Origin of the sequence: Fontibacillus forbon, from assembly GCF_046559655.1 — a bacterium.
Classification (GTDB): Bacteria; Bacillota; Bacilli; order Paenibacillales; family Paenibacillaceae; genus Fontibacillus.
The window spans coordinates 432,690-447,403 of the sequence record NZ_JBKGFV010000005.1 but is presented as its reverse complement, the minus strand read 5'-3'; the positions used below and the strand labels follow the sequence as shown (position 1 = coordinate 447,403).

Below are 14,714 nucleotides of genomic sequence, written 5' to 3'. Positions count from 1 at the left end.
CTCGGGAGCCTTTCGTATTGCGGTATTGTATTACAGGGTTTTCCAACCCTTTATTACATCATGCCGCCCATTCCGCCCATGTCAGGCATAGCCGGTTTTTCGGGTTCAGGTTTGTCGGCAATTACGGCTTCAGTGGTCAGGAACAAGCCTGCTACGGAAGCGGCATATTGCAATGCGGAGCGGGTCACTTTCGCCGGATCGACGATCCCTGCGTCAAACATGTTGACCCATTCGCCGGTAGCGGCGTTATAGCCGATGCCTACTTGTTCTTTCTTCAGACGGTCAACGATAACGGAGCCTTCTTCGCCAGCGTTGGCAGCGATAGTACGTACAGGCTCTTCCAGAGCGCGGAGTACGATTTCGGCACCGGTTTTCTCGTCGCCTTCCAAGTTCAAGGAAGCCACAGCGCTGTATACGTTCACGAGGGCTACGCCGCCGCCGGATACGATACCTTCTTCAACCGCTGCACGCGTAGCGTTCAGGGCGTCTTCGATGCGCAGTTTGCGCTCTTTCAGTTCGGTTTCCGTAGCTGCACCGACTTTGATTACCGCAACGCCGCCGGCCAGTTTAGCCAAACGTTCTTGCAGCTTCTCTTTGTCGAACTCGGAAGTCGTTTCTTCCAGTTGAGCGCGGATTTGGTTAACGCGGGCGTTGATGTCGTTCTTGTCGCCGCTGCCGTCAACGATCGTAGTGTTTTCTTTAGTAACAATAACTTGGCGAGCGTTACCCAGTTGTTCCACGGATGTGCTCTTCAGGTCGAGACCCAGTTTCTCGGTAATGACTTGGCCGCCGGTCAGAGCCGCGATATCTTGCAGCATCGCTTCGCGACGGTCGCCAAAACCAGGAGCTTTAACGGCTACCGCGCTGAACGTACCGCGCAGTTTATTCACGATCAGCATCGCTTGCGCTTCGCCTTCGAGGTCTTCGGCGATAATGAGCAGCGGTCTGGATTGTTGAACGATCTTCTCGAGGATCGGCAGAATTTCTTGCGTGCTGCTGATCTTCTTGTCAGTGATCAGGATGTAAGGATTGTCGAGAACGGCTTCCATTTTGTCCGTATCGGTAATCATATACGGGGAGACGTAACCGCGGTCGAATTGCATCCCTTCAACTACTTCCAGCTCGGTTGCGAAGCCGCGGGATTCTTCAACGGTAATAACGCCGTCTTTGCCCACTTTTTCCATCGCTTCGGCGATCAATTCGCCAACTTCTTCGTCGGCTGCGGAAATTGCGGCAACTTGTGCGATCGATTGTTTGCCTTCGATCGTTTTGGAGATCTTTTTCAATTCTTCTACAGCAGTGCGAACCGCTTTATCGATCCCTTTACGGAGTCCGATCGGGCTAGCGCCTGCAGTCACGTTCTTCAAACCTTCGCGGATCAAGGCTTGAGCCAGAACCGTTGCTGTAGTCGTACCGTCACCGGCAACATCGTTAGTTTTGGTAGCTACTTCTTTAACGAGTTGAGCGCCCATGTTTTCAAAAGCGTCTTCCAACTCGATTTCTTTAGCGATCGTCACGCCGTCATTCGTGATGAGCGGGCTGCCGAATTTTTTTTCCAATACCACATTGCGGCCTTTCGGACCGAGCGTTACTTTAACTGCGTTAGCCAAAGTGTCGACCCCACGAAGCATGGAGCGGCGTGCGTCTTCACTGAATTTGATTTCTTTTGCCATGGTTAAATTACCTCCCTGGTTAATATGAATGGTAAAGAATTAGTTGATGCCGTGCTTGCTGAACAACACGGTTGATATAATTGTTTTCGTCTTAGCCGACGATGGCGTGAATGTCGCTTTCTTTCATAATCAAATACTCTTTGCCTTCATATTTAACTTCCGTGCCGGCATATTTGGAGAACAGCACGCGGTCGCCTTCCTTCACTTCCAGAGGTACGCGGACTCCGTCCTTCAATGCGCCGCTGCCCACAGCGACTACTTTACCTTCCTGCGGCTTTTCTTTAGCCGTGTCCGGAAGCACGATACCAAAAGCGGTTGTCTCCTCTTGTTCGATCGGTTCTACCAATACGCGTTCACCTAAAGGTTTGATCATGAAAAAATAGCCTCCTTTAAATATGTTGTGTTAATGGATTGAAGTAATCTATGTATTAGCACTCGACATCCTCAAGTGCTAATAACCACTTTTATGATACTCAACTTAACCGCAGATTTCAAGTCCCTGATCCAATTTTTGTTTCCGATTGCGAAAAAAAATGGACGAACACACCCTCACCATTCTATCCTCCGGCAAGCAAAAATATTCCATCCTTTACCGGAAGCTGGCGAGCCGTCCTTTGACCTGCATTCGCCGTCAAAAAAGACACCCCCGCTAATGCAGACGTGTCTCAAACCATTCGCTATTTATATTTCAATTCCCGCTCCGCATCGGCGGCCAGCTGTTTTTTGTATACCCGTTTAGAAAGCATCACGCTCAGTTCATACAGAAGCACAAGGGGGATCAGCACAAGAAAAGCCGAAAAGAAATCTGCCGGCGTAATCATGACCGAGATGACTACCAGAATAAAATAGGCAACCCGCCGCATCTTCTTCAGTCGAATCGGGTTTAAAATCCGTAGTTGGGTCAGGAACAAAATCACAAGCGGCAATTCAAACAGCAGAGAAATCGGCAGAACGATGTTCATCAAAAATTTGAAGTAGTCCGCCATCCCATACGTTTCAATCAGCCCCAGTTGTTTATTAAGCGAACCGGTAAACGACATCGCTAGAGGGAATACGACAAAATAGCCAAAAGCGAGTCCCGCCAAAAAACAAATAAAGACGAACGGAATGTATCTGAGCGTGGCCTTTTGTTCCGCAGGCTTCAGTCCCGGACTCACAAATGCCCAAACCTGGTACAACGTGAACGGCAAAGTGATCCCCAAGGCAACAACCATAGCGATTTTCATGTAGACGCCAACCCCGTCCCAGAAGGAGAACGCGTTCAATTCAATCCGGACGCCTGAGAGAGCATTCACGGTCAGATAATGATAAATCGGATCCACGACAAAAAATGCGGCGACCAGAACAAGGACGAATACGGACAAGACATAAAACAGCCTGCGTCTCAGCTCCGACAAATGATCGAATACACTTTGATTATCTTTTTCCTCCGCCACAGGCCAGCCTCCCCGCCATCCAAGTGCAAACCTTACATACAAAATCCCTCCCGGACTAGGAAGGGATCGCAGCCATTTATATTCTTCACGGACTCAAAATATTATTCGGGTAAACGCCGATGATCGGTTTTCTCAGGCGATGGAGTCGAAACTGCTGGCGCCTCCGCCTTCTTCACCTCGGGTTGATCATCCACAATATCCCGGGTAGCTTCTTTAAATTCACGGAACGTACGGCCAACCGCCCGTCCCAGCTCCGGCAATTTATTCGGTCCGAACAGCAGCAATGCCGCGATAACGATTAACAGAAATCCGGCTGTCATGCTCGACTCTCCCTCCGCAAAAATAGGATCTCAAACCTCATTCAATATAGTAATACCATAACCTATATCACAAAATTAGTCCATCCATCCAATAATATTGCGTCAAATTAAATGAGCCGTTCTAAATTAAAGACGGAATTGGCCGGTTACCATCAATAAGGCCTCCGGAAGTTGATCCATAATGGCCGCCAGGTTTTCATGTACGCCTTTCGGCGTTCCCGGCAAATTCACGATCAGGGTGCGGCCACGGATACCGACAATGCCGCGAAACAGCATCGCTCCTCTGTTTTTTTGCATCGTCGTAGAACGCATCGCTTCCGCCATCCCCGGAACTTCCCGTTCAATGACTCTACGTGTCGCTTCCGGAGTTACGTCGCGGATCGCAAGCTCCGTACCGCCTGTCGTCAGCACCAAATCCGCTTGAAAATAATCGGTCATCTCGATCAACGCAGCAATAATTTCATCAGGTTCATCAGGAACAATCCGATATTCCACAATTTCGCCGCCGAGTTCTTCTTCCACCAGTTCCCGGATCACCTGGGCGCTCGTGTCTTCACGTTCGCCCCTAGCTCCTTTGTCGCTTGCCGTTAGGATCGCAGTTTTCCAAACCATGAGTCACCCTCCTTATCCAATTCTCAGTACGATTACTGATCGGCGTCTCTTTCTGCCTGTATCTAATTGCCCCGTACGTAATCGCCGCTCTTCCCGCCGCTCTTCGAACGAAGCTGTGTCGGTCCGATCACCATATCTTTTTGCAGTGCTTTGCACATATCATAAACGGTAAGCGCAGCGGACGATACCGCCGTGAGCGCCTCCATCTCTACCCCGGTCTTTCCTTCGGTCTTTACGGTAGCCTCGATATAAAGCTCGTCTGTCCCATTATCACTAAACACGAGATTTACGCCTGTCAGCGGCAAAGGATGGCACATCGGAATCCAGTCCGATGTCCGTTTGGCTCCCTGTATTCCGGCTATTTGGGCTACGGCAAGCACATCGCCTTTCCCGATTCTGCCTTCTTTGATCGCAAGCAACGTTGAAGGCAGCATAGTGATCACCGTTTCCGCGACAGCAATACGAACCGTTGATTCCTTACCCGATACGTCGACCATCCGTGCTCTTCCCTGTTCATTAAAATGAGTCATCTTGCCTTGAGCTTCTGCCGAATCCATTATAGTGTCTCACTACTTTCCTTCTATATATATGGTACCGGACGCCGTAAACAGCAAGTCCAGTTTAAAATCATGTTCTTCCATGGGGATCAAGCCGGACACCACTTGTTCCCTGAATGATAGTGCGGCTCTTAACACGGCTTTCTCATCCTTCGTCCGGGCTTCAAGCGCGTTCATTAATTCAGCCATAAAACGATCGTAATAACCTGCGCCGAATCCGATCCGGCCTCCCTGCAGGTCATAAGCCAAGCCCGGCACGAGGACGAGATCAATCTCTCCGTAGCGGCTAACCGGCCATTCGGGAATATGGCTGTCCGGTTCGGAAATTCCCCAGATTCCGGGTACGAGATCCTGCTCTCCGGGCAAAAGATGTAATGTCATTCTATCGTTTCCGGTCACTCTGGGCACAAGCACCACGTCGCCCTGTTCCAGGCAATTCCGCAGGAGCGGGCGCGTATCCGGCTCATCCCGAAACGACAAATAACTGAATACGGTCAGGTTGGAACCTTTACGGGCTCGTAGTGGCCGCAGTACCTCGCGATCGGCATGAATGCATGCCTCCAGCGATTGCCGGCTTCGGGACTCCGGGGATATCCTCGAACGAACCCCGGTCATCCGGGCTCTCAGCTCTCTTTTGCTATCCCTGATGTCCATCTCAAGAACTCCTTCCCCGTCAATGACGGGACTTGCTATATCTTTCCTTAGTGTATCATTGTTGACGCAAAATGAAAACTGAATCGGGATCCCTCAAAGCCCGGCCCTCCGGGAATGAGCGGTGCATTTATGCGTTATTTCATGTACACTATTTAAAGATAGGGAGTTATATAGGAGGATCGAATAAGATATGCTGCTTCAAGCTACTGACATTACCAAGCTATACGGTGTCACCACCATACTCGGAGGAATTAGCCTGCAGGTTCTTGAACGGGACCGGATCGGTCTCGTCGGCGTAAACGGTGCCGGCAAATCCACCTTCCTGCAAATTTTGGCGGGGGAATTGACACCGGACGGCGGTCAAATATTCAAAGCAAAGGAAACCACGGTCGGTTATCTTGCGCAAAATAGCGGTTTGCAATCCGATCGTACCATTTGGGAGGAAATGCTTGACGTATTCTCCGACCTGATCGAAGCGGAACAGGAACTCCGCCGGATGGAGCAGCAGATTGCCGACCCGTCTCTGCCTCATGAAGATAAGGCGTATCAGGAACTGCTGATCCGATACGCCACCAAATCGGACTGGTTCAAGGACAACGGCGGCTATGAGATAGAAACCCGAATCCGCAGCGTGCTGCACGGCATGGGCTTCGGCTCTTTTCCGCCGGATACGATCGTTTCGACCTTGAGCGGCGGCCAGAAGACCCGGCTTGCGTTAGCAAGGATTCTTCTACAGGCTCCGGACCTGCTCATGCTGGATGAGCCGACGAACCATTTGGACATTCAGACGCTGACCTGGCTGGAAGACTATTTGCGCAATTACTCCGGCGCCCTGCTCGTCGTTTCCCATGACCGCTACTTCCTGGATCGCCTCGTTACGGCTATCGTGGAAATCGAGCGGCATCAATCCCGCAGATACACCGGGAACTACAGCCGCTACATTGAATTAAAAGCAGCGGAATATGAGAGTCAGATGAAGTTGTACGAGAAACAGCAGGACGAAATTGCCCGGATGGAAGACTTCATCCAGCGTAATATCGTACGTGCTTCAACCACCAAACGGGCGCAAAGCCGCCGCAAAGCCTTGGAGAAAATGGACGTTATGGACCGGCCGCTCGGGGATTTGAAGAAAGCCCACTTCTCTTTTGAAGCCGAGGTCATGAGCGGTAAAGAAGTTCTTCATGTCGACGGGCTAAGCTATGCCTTTGAACCCGGCGCCTCTCCTTTGTTCCGGGGAGTATCTTTCTATCTGCGGCGCGGAGAGACGGTCGCGCTGATCGGGCCGAACGGCATCGGCAAATCGACGCTTCTGAAAATATTAACCGGAGATCTGCAGCCTTCTTCCGGCTCAATCACATGGGGAGCCAAAGTCAAGGTAGGTTATTATGACCAGGAGCAAAGCCATTTAAACCCGCAGAACACCGTGCTGGAGGAAGTCTGGAGTGCTTTTCCCCATATGGAGGAAGCGCGAATCCGTAGCGTGCTCGGCAATTTTCTGTTCAGCGGCGAGGATGTGCTCAAGAAAATCTCGGCGCTTAGCGGTGGTGAAAAAGCAAGAATCGCGCTCTCCAAGCTCATGCTTCAAAAAGCCAATGTGCTGATTCTTGATGAACCTACCAACCATCTGGATCTGTTCAGTAAGGAAGTGCTTGAATCGGCACTGCTGGATTATGACGGAACGCTGTTGTTCATATCCCATGACCGTTACTTCCTGAACAAAATGGCGGAGCGGATCGAAGAGCTTCATCCCGGCGGCGCAGAACATTTCCTGGGTAATTATGACGACTATTTGGAGAAAAAACAGGAATTGCAAGATTTGGCCGCCGAACAGGCAGGTTTAGAAGTTTCGAAGTCGAGTCTGCATGATCGAAGTGTCGATAATGAAAACTCTTCCGCAAAAGCCGGGGCGGCTACGTTTGAAGCCGATAAGCAAGCCAAACGCCAGGAAAGAGCCCGTCAACGCAGACTTGAGCAATTGGAAGAAATCATTTCCCGGTTGGAGAGCGAAATTTCAAGCCTTGAAGCGGAATTGATGCTTCCCGAGGTATATCAGGATTATACAGCGCTACAAGAGCGCCAATCCGTCATCGATAAAAACAAATCCGAACTTGCCTCCACCTATGAAGAATGGGAATCACTCGCCGAGGAATAATTTTAAAAAAATTCAAAAAGACAAATGATTCTTTATACACATCGATATCCACAACGATAATATGATATTCGCAAAAAAGACGACCTCCAGGGTCGTTTTTTTTGACGTTTTTCCGCACTTTTTTAGAAATTGTACAATTTATCCACCAGGTTATGCACACTATCCACAGTTTTCAGAAAAAAATGACTTATTTTTCGAGATGACGCTCAATTCATTGGCAGGCAAGCTTTCAAACTATTTTCAAGAAGCCGACTAGCAAGCTGTGGATAACCTTGTCCACAACTTGACAAAAGAAATAGATTCATAGTATGCAGCTCTGCAACCTATCATCCCATCCCGAGGTGATTGTTCTCTTCGCAGGAAATTTCCCAGGCCCTTAGTTCATAGTTCTCAGTTCCTGATTTTACGAACGGATCCCGCTCGGCCAAGGCCTTTGCTTCCTCCAGATTCTCGGCCTCAATAATGACCATTCCACCGGGAGCGTCGGCAAAAGGTCCGCACATGACCAGTTTCCCCATTGAATCCAACTCTCTTAAATAAGCGACATGGCTGCGGATTAACTCCTCATTGAAACTTTTTCCAGGATTCATCGAGAGCAAAATCACATACTTGATAAATGTCTTAGTTTCCGCTGAATTCGACATGAAATTTCACGACCTTTCCTTCTGATGCTATTCTCCCAAAAAAATCGCCTTTACTATCTACAGATTGCGCATGAACCGTAAACCATTCGAAATACCTATTGTCTTTTCCGCAAAAAAACACAATTATTTCAATAGGAATTCAATAAAATCTGTAAAAAAAGGAGAGTTATGAAATGAAGTTGGTAAAAATCGTCTCCCTTACCGCATTAGGGGCTAGTCTTGCTTTTGTCGGAGGGTGTCAATTGTTTGGCGTTGCTGAAAGCTCTTCATCTTCCGCACCCTCCTTCAAAGAATCCTCTTTGCCGGGCGGTGGGGTGGCATTCCCGCACAACGAGCGGATTCATCTGTCGACGGATCAAAAATGGGTAGCTTCGGAAGGTCATTTGTCCGACCTGATCCGGTTGCAATGGACCGCAGACCGGGCAAAACCCGCCATTTCATGGGCGGACGAAAAAGGGAATGACAAAACGGCCATCGTCTCCCACGACAAAGCAAATAATCCTGAGCAGCATGATCATAAGCATATTTCCATCGAAACCACGATGTCTCCTACCGGAGAGAACAAAGACCAATTATATACCCGGCTTGAAATTCCCTACGATACCGATGTGGCGGAAATTCGCACCCATTCGTCCAATTTTAATGTGATGGACGGCATTCTCAGAGTAGCCGCCGAAGGCAATCGGAACCTTGAATTTGCCAAAACCGGCAAAGATAATGCTACGACGCCTCTCTGGAGTCTCCGTGCAAACAGCGGGGAAAAAGGCGGAAATGCCGGAGCCGATTTCAATATCATTCGTTACGACGATAAAGGCGAAGCCATAGACAGTGCCGTGACCGTAAGCCGCAGCGAAGGCAATGTGGGCATCGGAACCACCACTCCCGAGAGCAAACTCGACGTCAATGGCGACAGCCTGCGCATCCGCGAATCCAAAACGCCGGCTTCCGCTAATTCTCCCGGCAATCAGGGAGATATCGCCTGGGACGAAAACTACATTTACATTTGCATTGCCAAAGATACGTGGAAACGGACCGAGCTTAAGTCATGGTAACGCCATTTCCGCTTTCCTCATCTCTGCCTTGCTGAAGTTCATAATAGTTTCTTGATGAGGGAAGAAGGGTCACAACCTGAATCACCAACCCGAGCGCCATATAGATGATATGGATGATGGATGTCTCTTTAATAATATAAAGTTGCACCATAATCCAAATGATCAGAGCAAACGCAGTATACAAGGAGAATGTCCAGGACCAATGCATCGGTCTGAACAGATTCAGCTTCTCTCCCAGTGCCCATTCCTTTCTCCGCAGCAGCGAAACCATAATGGCCAGCGGTCCGATTCCCAGAACGATCATGAGGATTACGCCCGGAATCAGGAAGTTGGGAAAGATCGGCACCTTCATCATGTCCGTAGGCATGCCGATCATATCCCCGCTGGGGTCTATCACCAGCACTCCCCCTCCAAAAACAGCCCCTGCCCCTAACACCCCGTGAAGCAGAATTAGCAGCTTTATCGCGAGCGGCATGTTTGCTTTTTTATTCATACGAATTCCCTCTTCTCTTTTGTGATTTATCTCACATATGTATATAAAAAGAGAGATGAAACCTTTGCGGTCTCATCTCGTTGTTATTCCTACTTTATCACAAGATCATCCGTTTGAACATCTTGGGTCGCTTGCTTGAAACCATAGCGGCAGCCTTGTTAGAATAAACACAAACGACCGGTGAGGATGTTAAACTATAGGCCGGTTCCTAAAGCGGAGGGCATCGTATGGCAAGTAAGGCTGTTAACAACATAACCGAACTCGTTGGGGATACACCCGTGGTAAAAATAGGGCGTCTGACCGGTGAAGAGGACGCCTACGTTTACGTCAAGCTGGAATACTTTAATCCCAGCGGCAGCGTGAAAGACCGTGCCGCATCCCATATGATTGCCGAGGCGGAAAAAGCGGGACTGCTCCGTCCGGGAGCCACCATTATCGAGCCGACCAGCGGCAATACCGGAATAGGTCTGGCTATGAACGCCGCCGCAAAAGGATATAAGGCGATACTGGTCATGCCGGACAATATGACCCGGGAGCGGATCAACCTGCTCAAAGCCTACGGCGCGGTAGTCGTGCTGACTCCTGCGGAAAAACGGATGCCCGGCGCGATCGAAAAGGCCCTGGAACTTCAAGCCGAAATTCCCGGCAGCTTCATTCCCCAGCAGTTCCAAAACTTCGCTAATCCCGCAATCCATAGGCTCACGACCGGACCGGAAATTGTCCGGCAAATGGAAGGCAAATTGGATGCCTTTGTTGCCACTTCGGGCACCGGAGGCACAATTACGGGCACCGGCGAATATTTGCGGGAGCATATCCCGCAGATCCAAATCATTGTCGTGGAACCTAAAGGCTCTCCCGTCCTGTCCGGAGGACAGCCCGGACCGCATAAGCTCGTCGGCACCAGCCCCGGTTTCATTCCCCAAATTCTGAACACGAACATCTACGATGAAATCGTTCAGGTAGAGGATGAAGATGCCCTCGATACGGTGCGCCGCCTTGCAGCCCAAGAAGGCATTCTCGTAGGCCCGTCATCCGGAGCGTCCGTCTGGACGGCTCTCCAGCTTGCGCGAAAGCTTGGAAAAGGAAAAACGGTTCTATGCATCGCCCCGGACAATGGGGAAAGATATTTAAGCATGGGGATTTTCGAATGAGCGATTAAGCTTCATCCATTCCGTGGCGTAATCCACCAATGCCTTTTGCGGCATCAGCATCGCAGCGGCTCCGGCAATGTTTCCGCGAATCACTTTACCCGTGGCTTGTTCAAAATCGGTCCCGATTCGCTCAAAGTCGCCGGAGTCGGTTTCAATATCGCGGAATTCGCCCCATTGTCTCCGGCCGTTCACGATCATGGGCGCCTTACTGACGGTTTCTTTTTTTCCCGGATAGTCAGCCCGGTATTCCGCCAGATGAATCGAAGTATTATTGGCATGGCCTACGCCAAGCAGCAAAACCCACCCCTCCGCATCATAAATCCGGGCCAGCGGTGATCGTTCCCCCAGGCCGTAATCCAGGCCGTGGTCCCCGGTGATCAGATCGGCGTCTACTCCTCTGGCGGCAAAAGAAACATGCGGATGTCCGCTGCGCTTTACTCCGCCTTGCTTGCGGAACAGCTCAGGGATAACCCCCATATGCCAAAGGGGAGTCAGGTCAGGATCGTAAGCCGGCATCTGTTCGCGGATCCTCTCCCACCACTCGGCGGGAACGGGAGGATTCTCCCATCCCGAAGGATCGCTAAGATCATTGGAGTGGGTAGGCACCACCAGGGTTCCCCTTTCTCCAAGGACTTCTTCCAGCGCCAAAATCACGGCCACCGGTCCGCCGGCAACCCATTTACCGAGCGCATTAAACGAGGAATGAACTAACAGCGTCATCCCTTCCTCCACTCCTAAAGCCGCAAGATCATCACGCAATGTGGCTACAGTTATAAGTGTTCCTTGAATCTCTTCCATTCGGGTAAATCCCCCTCTTCTTACTCTCATGATGTCTTGAATCTTAGCCTTGTTCACCCTGCGGGGCCGGCAAGCCATCCAGGCTTACCGCATTTTTTTGTCTCCGGTATTCATGCAGCCCAGCTTCTCCTTTGTTCTCCGCCCATTGGATCAATGTGTCCCTTTCTCCTTCATATTGAAACAGCGGAACGCCGTACCCGCAGGAAGTTTGGACCTCATTCACGGTAACGTAAATCATTTGGCGCGCTCCCTGCAGCCGGGGGAAACGCCCTTCCAGACTCTCATATTCTTCCGTACCCGGAAGGACTACACGGCCTTTACCGTACAATCGCAAAATGAGGGGCTGACCCTCAAACGCGGCAAACATAAGCGTAATCCGCCCGTTCTCGTTCAAATGCGCGGCGGTTTCATTGCCGCTCCCGGTTAAATCAAGATAAACCGCCTCATTCTCCGAAAGAATGCGCAGCGAATCATACCCTTTCGGCGACAAATTAACATGTCCTTCTCCGCTGAGAGGAGCGGAGCCTACGAAAAATATCTGCTGCCGGGAAATAAAGTCCATATGCTGAGGCAGCATGGCTTTAAATCTTTTTCCCATCAAATCTCCTCCTGTCTTAGTCAGGCTTTCCGGCTGCGCATGCCCAACAATAATTGGATGCCGGTATCGGCAGAATCCGCAAAGCTTTTATATTCCGGGGAATCCATGCCGTAAATGGCAATTCTCCCGTCATCGTCATAATGGACGCCCCAGCCGAATTTCTTCGGAAGCGCGGAGGCGCGAAGACAAGCATGTTTTTTCGCAAACAGTTCATCCCGGATTTCCTGTCCGCGCCGGTTCATCTCTTCGGAAGAAATCTGCTTATGCCGGATATGCGTCTCAAGCAGCAATTCCGGATAATCATAACGGTAAGGATGTTCGGTCAACAGTTCGTACTGGATCAAATGAACAGGCTTGTTCTCTTTTGCCGAAACCGGCACAATCCCTTTAACGGCCGGACAATCCGGCGATACCAGGATGAACGTATTTTTATAACTCACTCATTCACAGCCCCTTCCGACATCCTTTGGCTGACGGAGCAGAATACTTCGATGAGCCGTTACCTGATGGGAAAGGAGTTCTCTTTTCACTCCGGCAGCAATTTTTTCACCGCCAAACCACCAGGTACAGTAAGGCCTCAACCGATAGTACCTCGTTCCGAGCCATACCCTTGCTTTGGATCTGTGCACCGGTTTCAGCGAATGGAACAGATTCAAATCAATCCCCCCAGTAGGCACTACAACATCATCAATGAATATCAAAGTTGCGGTGTGGTTTCCAACATTATACACAGTTTCTCTGCCAAAAAAGAAGCGCTAAATAAAGACTTTTCTGCAGCTTGAATCATTTTATTTTAATGAATTACCTGGAAAACCTCCAGTTAATTGAGTTGAAAATGACTCAATTTGAAAGATAACTGGAAAACCTCCATTTATTATTTGGCATTTATGAGCAATTAGGCGCGGTCCGCAAAATTAGCTGTAGGTTTTCCATTTAATCTAGTAAATGTCTTGTTTTCGGTTCAATTAACTACATGTTTTCCAGCTAATTCGAAACATAGATTGGACAGCCGCATCCCCGCATCCCCGCATCCCCGCATCCCACACACTCCTAATAAAACAAAAACGGATGGACAAGGAATTCAAACTCACTCCCCCGCCCAACCGTTTTTAGTTCAATATCAAATCAGGATTGCACCGGAGCTTGTCCGGTCTTGCTCTTCGCTAATTTCAAATAACCGTGCACGTTAAGCATTTCGCTGTCATCCTCAAACCGAAGCCGCATGCCTCCGGAGGCCTCCAGCATATAGGAACGAAGCGCCGAAGCGCCGCCGCCCAGTACATAGAAGCACTCGATATCCGGGTACTTTTTCCACCGTTTGCGGATGAGATCGACCAGTTTTTGCGCGGCACGGCTGAAGTACATGTCCACGATCGGACGAATGTCAGCCTTGCCTTCGCCGACCCGCTGCACCGTAAATTCCCGGTTTCGGATCCGTCCGATCAGCTTGGCGCGGCTTGGAAAATGATACCCGAACTGGTCTTCGACATCCCTGATGATGGAGTCGAGATATCCCGCCAGCCCGAATTGCTCTCCGGTACTGAATTGGTTATCGATATTCATCCGTTTAACAACCGGGAAGTCGGTCGTTAACGCCCCAATCTCGCAGATGCCAATACAACCGTTATGTATCTCATCATTTTTTACCTGCAGTTGTTCATTGGTAGCAAGATGGTACAAAGCGGCAGCTCCCTCCACGGAAACTACGGCCCGGCGAATGATTACGCGAACCGTTCGGCCCCGCAGTTCGGGAGTTGAAAGAAACGCAACCTCATGTTCTCCGACCAAACGCTCTTCAAAGACATGCTGGAAAGCAACGAACGTCCGAACGGGAAGACCCGTTCCGATAATATACTCCGCTTCCTCCAGCCCGCTTGCGGCGGGATAAGCTTGTCCGGCAATTGCGGCATAGGCAAGTGCCGTTAAAGCTACGACCAGCGATTGGTCGCTCGTAGCCTTGTTATCCGTTTCTTCCAGTTCGGAATTATCCTGATCTTCCATGGCCAGCAATCCTACGAAATAGCGCTGATTGTTTCTTTTCAGCTTAGGGCTGCGGATTTGCACATCGAGCGCTTTGAGGGGAGAATCCTCCTCCTGCAGCACGTGTCTGTCGTAGCCCGGGGACACGATACTCGGAATAAGAATGGGACGCGGAGAGCCGTCAACAACAACTTTAACGCTGTCATTTCCGACATCGATACCGGCAACTTTAATCATAATTACCTCCTCAACTTTTTGGGTATTCTCGCATTTTGTGCTTGTGAATGGTGTATTGGCGGGCTCACGCGCTTGGGACGCATTGCCATACCTAGTACACTTGACTCATCTTGCGCATTTAACAATCTTAGCGACTTAGCACGCATAGTACTCTTAGCCCACTTCATGTATTTGCACATTCGCGTTTTGCGTATTTACCAATCTTTTACTGAGTTCGCGTTTTTCCGACAAAATCCTTCTTGTTCTAGGAATGTTCGAACATTTTTTTTACAGGGGAGGGATTTGGAATGTTTTGCCGAATTAGTACATTTGGAATAAAGACTTTCGCCCCTATACAAAAATTGCGAATTACTTATT

Annotated in this window: 16 protein-coding genes; 3 read left to right on the top strand and 13 right to left on the bottom strand. The window is 49.8% G+C overall.

The features are described from left to right. Window positions 1-53: 53 nt before the first annotated feature. The 7 genes from groL to ACLB09_RS20810 all read right to left on the bottom strand — a co-directional run bounded on the left by groL (window position 54) and on the right by ACLB09_RS20810 (window position 5,252). A complete protein-coding gene (gene groL, locus ACLB09_RS20840; protein ID WP_410771773.1) occupies window positions 54-1,673 on the bottom strand; it encodes a chaperonin GroEL in 1,620 nt (539 codons plus the stop codon). A 91-nt stretch (window positions 1,674-1,764) separates the two neighbouring features. Further along, complete coding sequence (gene groES, locus ACLB09_RS20835) at window positions 1,765-2,046, bottom strand: co-chaperone GroES (RefSeq protein ID WP_114496573.1); 282 nt, start codon at window positions 2,044-2,046, stop codon at window positions 1,765-1,767. Window positions 2,047-2,350: 304 nt separating this feature from the next. Beyond that, window positions 2,351-3,109, bottom strand: coding sequence for a twin-arginine translocase subunit TatC (tatC, locus tag ACLB09_RS20830; RefSeq protein WP_410771772.1), 759 nt, complete (start codon window positions 3,107-3,109; stop codon window positions 2,351-2,353). Between the two features lie 101 nt (window positions 3,110-3,210). Beyond that, window positions 3,211-3,429, bottom strand: a complete 219-nt coding sequence (locus tag ACLB09_RS20825; protein ID WP_410771771.1) for a twin-arginine translocase TatA/TatE family subunit — start codon at window positions 3,427-3,429, stop codon at window positions 3,211-3,213. Between the two features lie 126 nt (window positions 3,430-3,555). Further along, complete coding sequence (locus tag ACLB09_RS20820) at window positions 3,556-4,041, bottom strand: MogA/MoaB family molybdenum cofactor biosynthesis protein (protein WP_410771770.1); 486 nt, start codon at window positions 4,039-4,041, stop codon at window positions 3,556-3,558. Window positions 4,042-4,103: 62 nt separating this feature from the next. Further along, window positions 4,104-4,598, bottom strand: a complete 495-nt coding sequence (gene moaC / locus ACLB09_RS20815) for a cyclic pyranopterin monophosphate synthase MoaC (RefSeq protein WP_410771769.1) — start codon at window positions 4,596-4,598, stop codon at window positions 4,104-4,106. Window positions 4,599-4,610: 12 nt separating this feature from the next. Next, entirely contained in the window at window positions 4,611-5,252 is a 642-nt protein-coding gene (locus ACLB09_RS20810; protein ID WP_410771768.1) for a 5-formyltetrahydrofolate cyclo-ligase, read from the bottom strand. 190 nt (window positions 5,253-5,442) lie between these two features. On the opposite strand from ACLB09_RS20810, the gene ACLB09_RS20805 reads away from it, so the two are divergent. Beyond that, complete coding sequence (locus ACLB09_RS20805; protein ID WP_410771767.1) at window positions 5,443-7,404, top strand: ABC-F family ATP-binding cassette domain-containing protein; 1,962 nt, start codon at window positions 5,443-5,445, stop codon at window positions 7,402-7,404. A gap of 326 nt (window positions 7,405-7,730) precedes the next feature. Here the strand turns inward: ACLB09_RS20805 and ACLB09_RS20800 are convergent, their stop codons facing one another. Beyond that, entirely contained in the window at window positions 7,731-8,048 is a 318-nt protein-coding gene (locus ACLB09_RS20800; RefSeq protein WP_410771766.1) for a YciI family protein, read from the bottom strand. 173 nt (window positions 8,049-8,221) lie between these two features. Here ACLB09_RS20800 and ACLB09_RS20795 point away from each other — a divergent pair, with 173 nt between their 5' ends. After that, window positions 8,222-9,100: a hypothetical protein gene (locus ACLB09_RS20795; RefSeq protein ID WP_410771765.1), complete on the top strand. Its 879-nt coding sequence runs from the start codon at window positions 8,222-8,224 to the stop codon at window positions 9,098-9,100. Here the strand turns inward: ACLB09_RS20795 and ACLB09_RS20790 are convergent. Beyond that, window positions 9,087-9,593 (bottom strand): hypothetical protein, encoded by a 507-nt coding sequence (locus ACLB09_RS20790; RefSeq protein ID WP_410771764.1) that lies wholly within the window; start codon window positions 9,591-9,593, stop codon window positions 9,087-9,089. The two genes, ACLB09_RS20795 and ACLB09_RS20790, sit on opposite strands and share 14 nt — an antisense overlap. Before the next feature lie 227 nt (window positions 9,594-9,820). On the opposite strand from ACLB09_RS20790, the gene cysK reads away from it, so the two are divergent. Then, window positions 9,821-10,744 carry a cysteine synthase A gene (gene cysK / locus ACLB09_RS20785; RefSeq protein WP_410771763.1) on the top strand — a complete coding sequence of 308 codons (924 nt, stop codon included), beginning with the start codon at window positions 9,821-9,823 and terminating at the stop codon, window positions 10,742-10,744. Here cysK and ACLB09_RS20780 read toward each other — a convergent pair. From ACLB09_RS20780 to ACLB09_RS20765, 4 genes are all read right to left on the bottom strand, one after another. Next, on the bottom strand, window positions 10,721-11,542 hold the full coding sequence (locus tag ACLB09_RS20780; protein ID WP_410771762.1) for an AAC(3) family N-acetyltransferase: 822 nt from the start codon (window positions 11,540-11,542) through the stop codon (window positions 10,721-10,723). The genes cysK and ACLB09_RS20780 overlap by 24 nt on opposite strands. Before the next feature lie 43 nt (window positions 11,543-11,585). Beyond that, entirely contained in the window at window positions 11,586-12,140 is a 555-nt protein-coding gene (locus tag ACLB09_RS20775) for a pyridoxamine 5'-phosphate oxidase family protein (RefSeq protein WP_410771761.1), read from the bottom strand. 20 nt (window positions 12,141-12,160) lie between these two features. Continuing rightward, a complete protein-coding gene (locus tag ACLB09_RS20770) occupies window positions 12,161-12,580 on the bottom strand; it encodes a DUF6157 family protein (protein ID WP_410771760.1) in 420 nt (139 codons plus the stop codon). Between the two features lie 685 nt (window positions 12,581-13,265). Beyond that, on the bottom strand, window positions 13,266-14,357 hold the full coding sequence (locus tag ACLB09_RS20765; RefSeq protein ID WP_410771759.1) for a ParM/StbA family protein: 1,092 nt from the start codon (window positions 14,355-14,357) through the stop codon (window positions 13,266-13,268). Between the last annotated feature and the right edge of the window lie 357 nt (window positions 14,358-14,714).

Coding starts and splice junctions, on each gene's coding strand:
- ACLB09_RS20780 (WP_410771762.1), bottom strand. CDS start 11,542: ATGGAAGAGATTCAAGGAACACTTATAACTGTAGCCACATTGCGTGAT.
- ACLB09_RS20795 (WP_410771765.1), top strand. CDS start 8,222: ATGAAGTTGGTAAAAATCGTCTCCCTTACCGCATTAGGGGCTAGTCTT.
- ACLB09_RS20810 (WP_410771768.1), bottom strand. CDS start 5,252: ATGGACATCAGGGATAGCAAAAGAGAGCTGAGAGCCCGGATGACCGGG.
- ACLB09_RS20800 (WP_410771766.1), bottom strand. CDS start 8,048: ATGTCGAATTCAGCGGAAACTAAGACATTTATCAAGTATGTGATTTTG.
- ACLB09_RS20805 (WP_410771767.1), top strand. CDS start 5,443: ATGCTGCTTCAAGCTACTGACATTACCAAGCTATACGGTGTCACCACC.
- ACLB09_RS20825 (WP_410771771.1), bottom strand. CDS start 3,429: ATGACAGCCGGATTTCTGTTAATCGTTATCGCGGCATTGCTGCTGTTC.
- groES (WP_114496573.1), bottom strand. CDS start 2,046: ATGATCAAACCTTTAGGTGAACGCGTATTGGTAGAACCGATCGAACAA.
- ACLB09_RS20790 (WP_410771764.1), bottom strand. CDS start 9,593: ATGAATAAAAAAGCAAACATGCCGCTCGCGATAAAGCTGCTAATTCTG.
- cysK (WP_410771763.1), top strand. CDS start 9,821: ATGGCAAGTAAGGCTGTTAACAACATAACCGAACTCGTTGGGGATACA.
- moaC (WP_410771769.1), bottom strand. CDS start 4,598: ATGGATTCGGCAGAAGCTCAAGGCAAGATGACTCATTTTAATGAACAG.
- ACLB09_RS20820 (WP_410771770.1), bottom strand. CDS start 4,041: ATGGTTTGGAAAACTGCGATCCTAACGGCAAGCGACAAAGGAGCTAGG.
- groL (WP_410771773.1), bottom strand. CDS start 1,673: ATGGCAAAAGAAATCAAATTCAGTGAAGACGCACGCCGCTCCATGCTT.
- ACLB09_RS20765 (WP_410771759.1), bottom strand. CDS start 14,357: ATGATTAAAGTTGCCGGTATCGATGTCGGAAATGACAGCGTTAAAGTT.
- ACLB09_RS20775 (WP_410771761.1), bottom strand. CDS start 12,140: ATGGGAAAAAGATTTAAAGCCATGCTGCCTCAGCATATGGACTTTATT.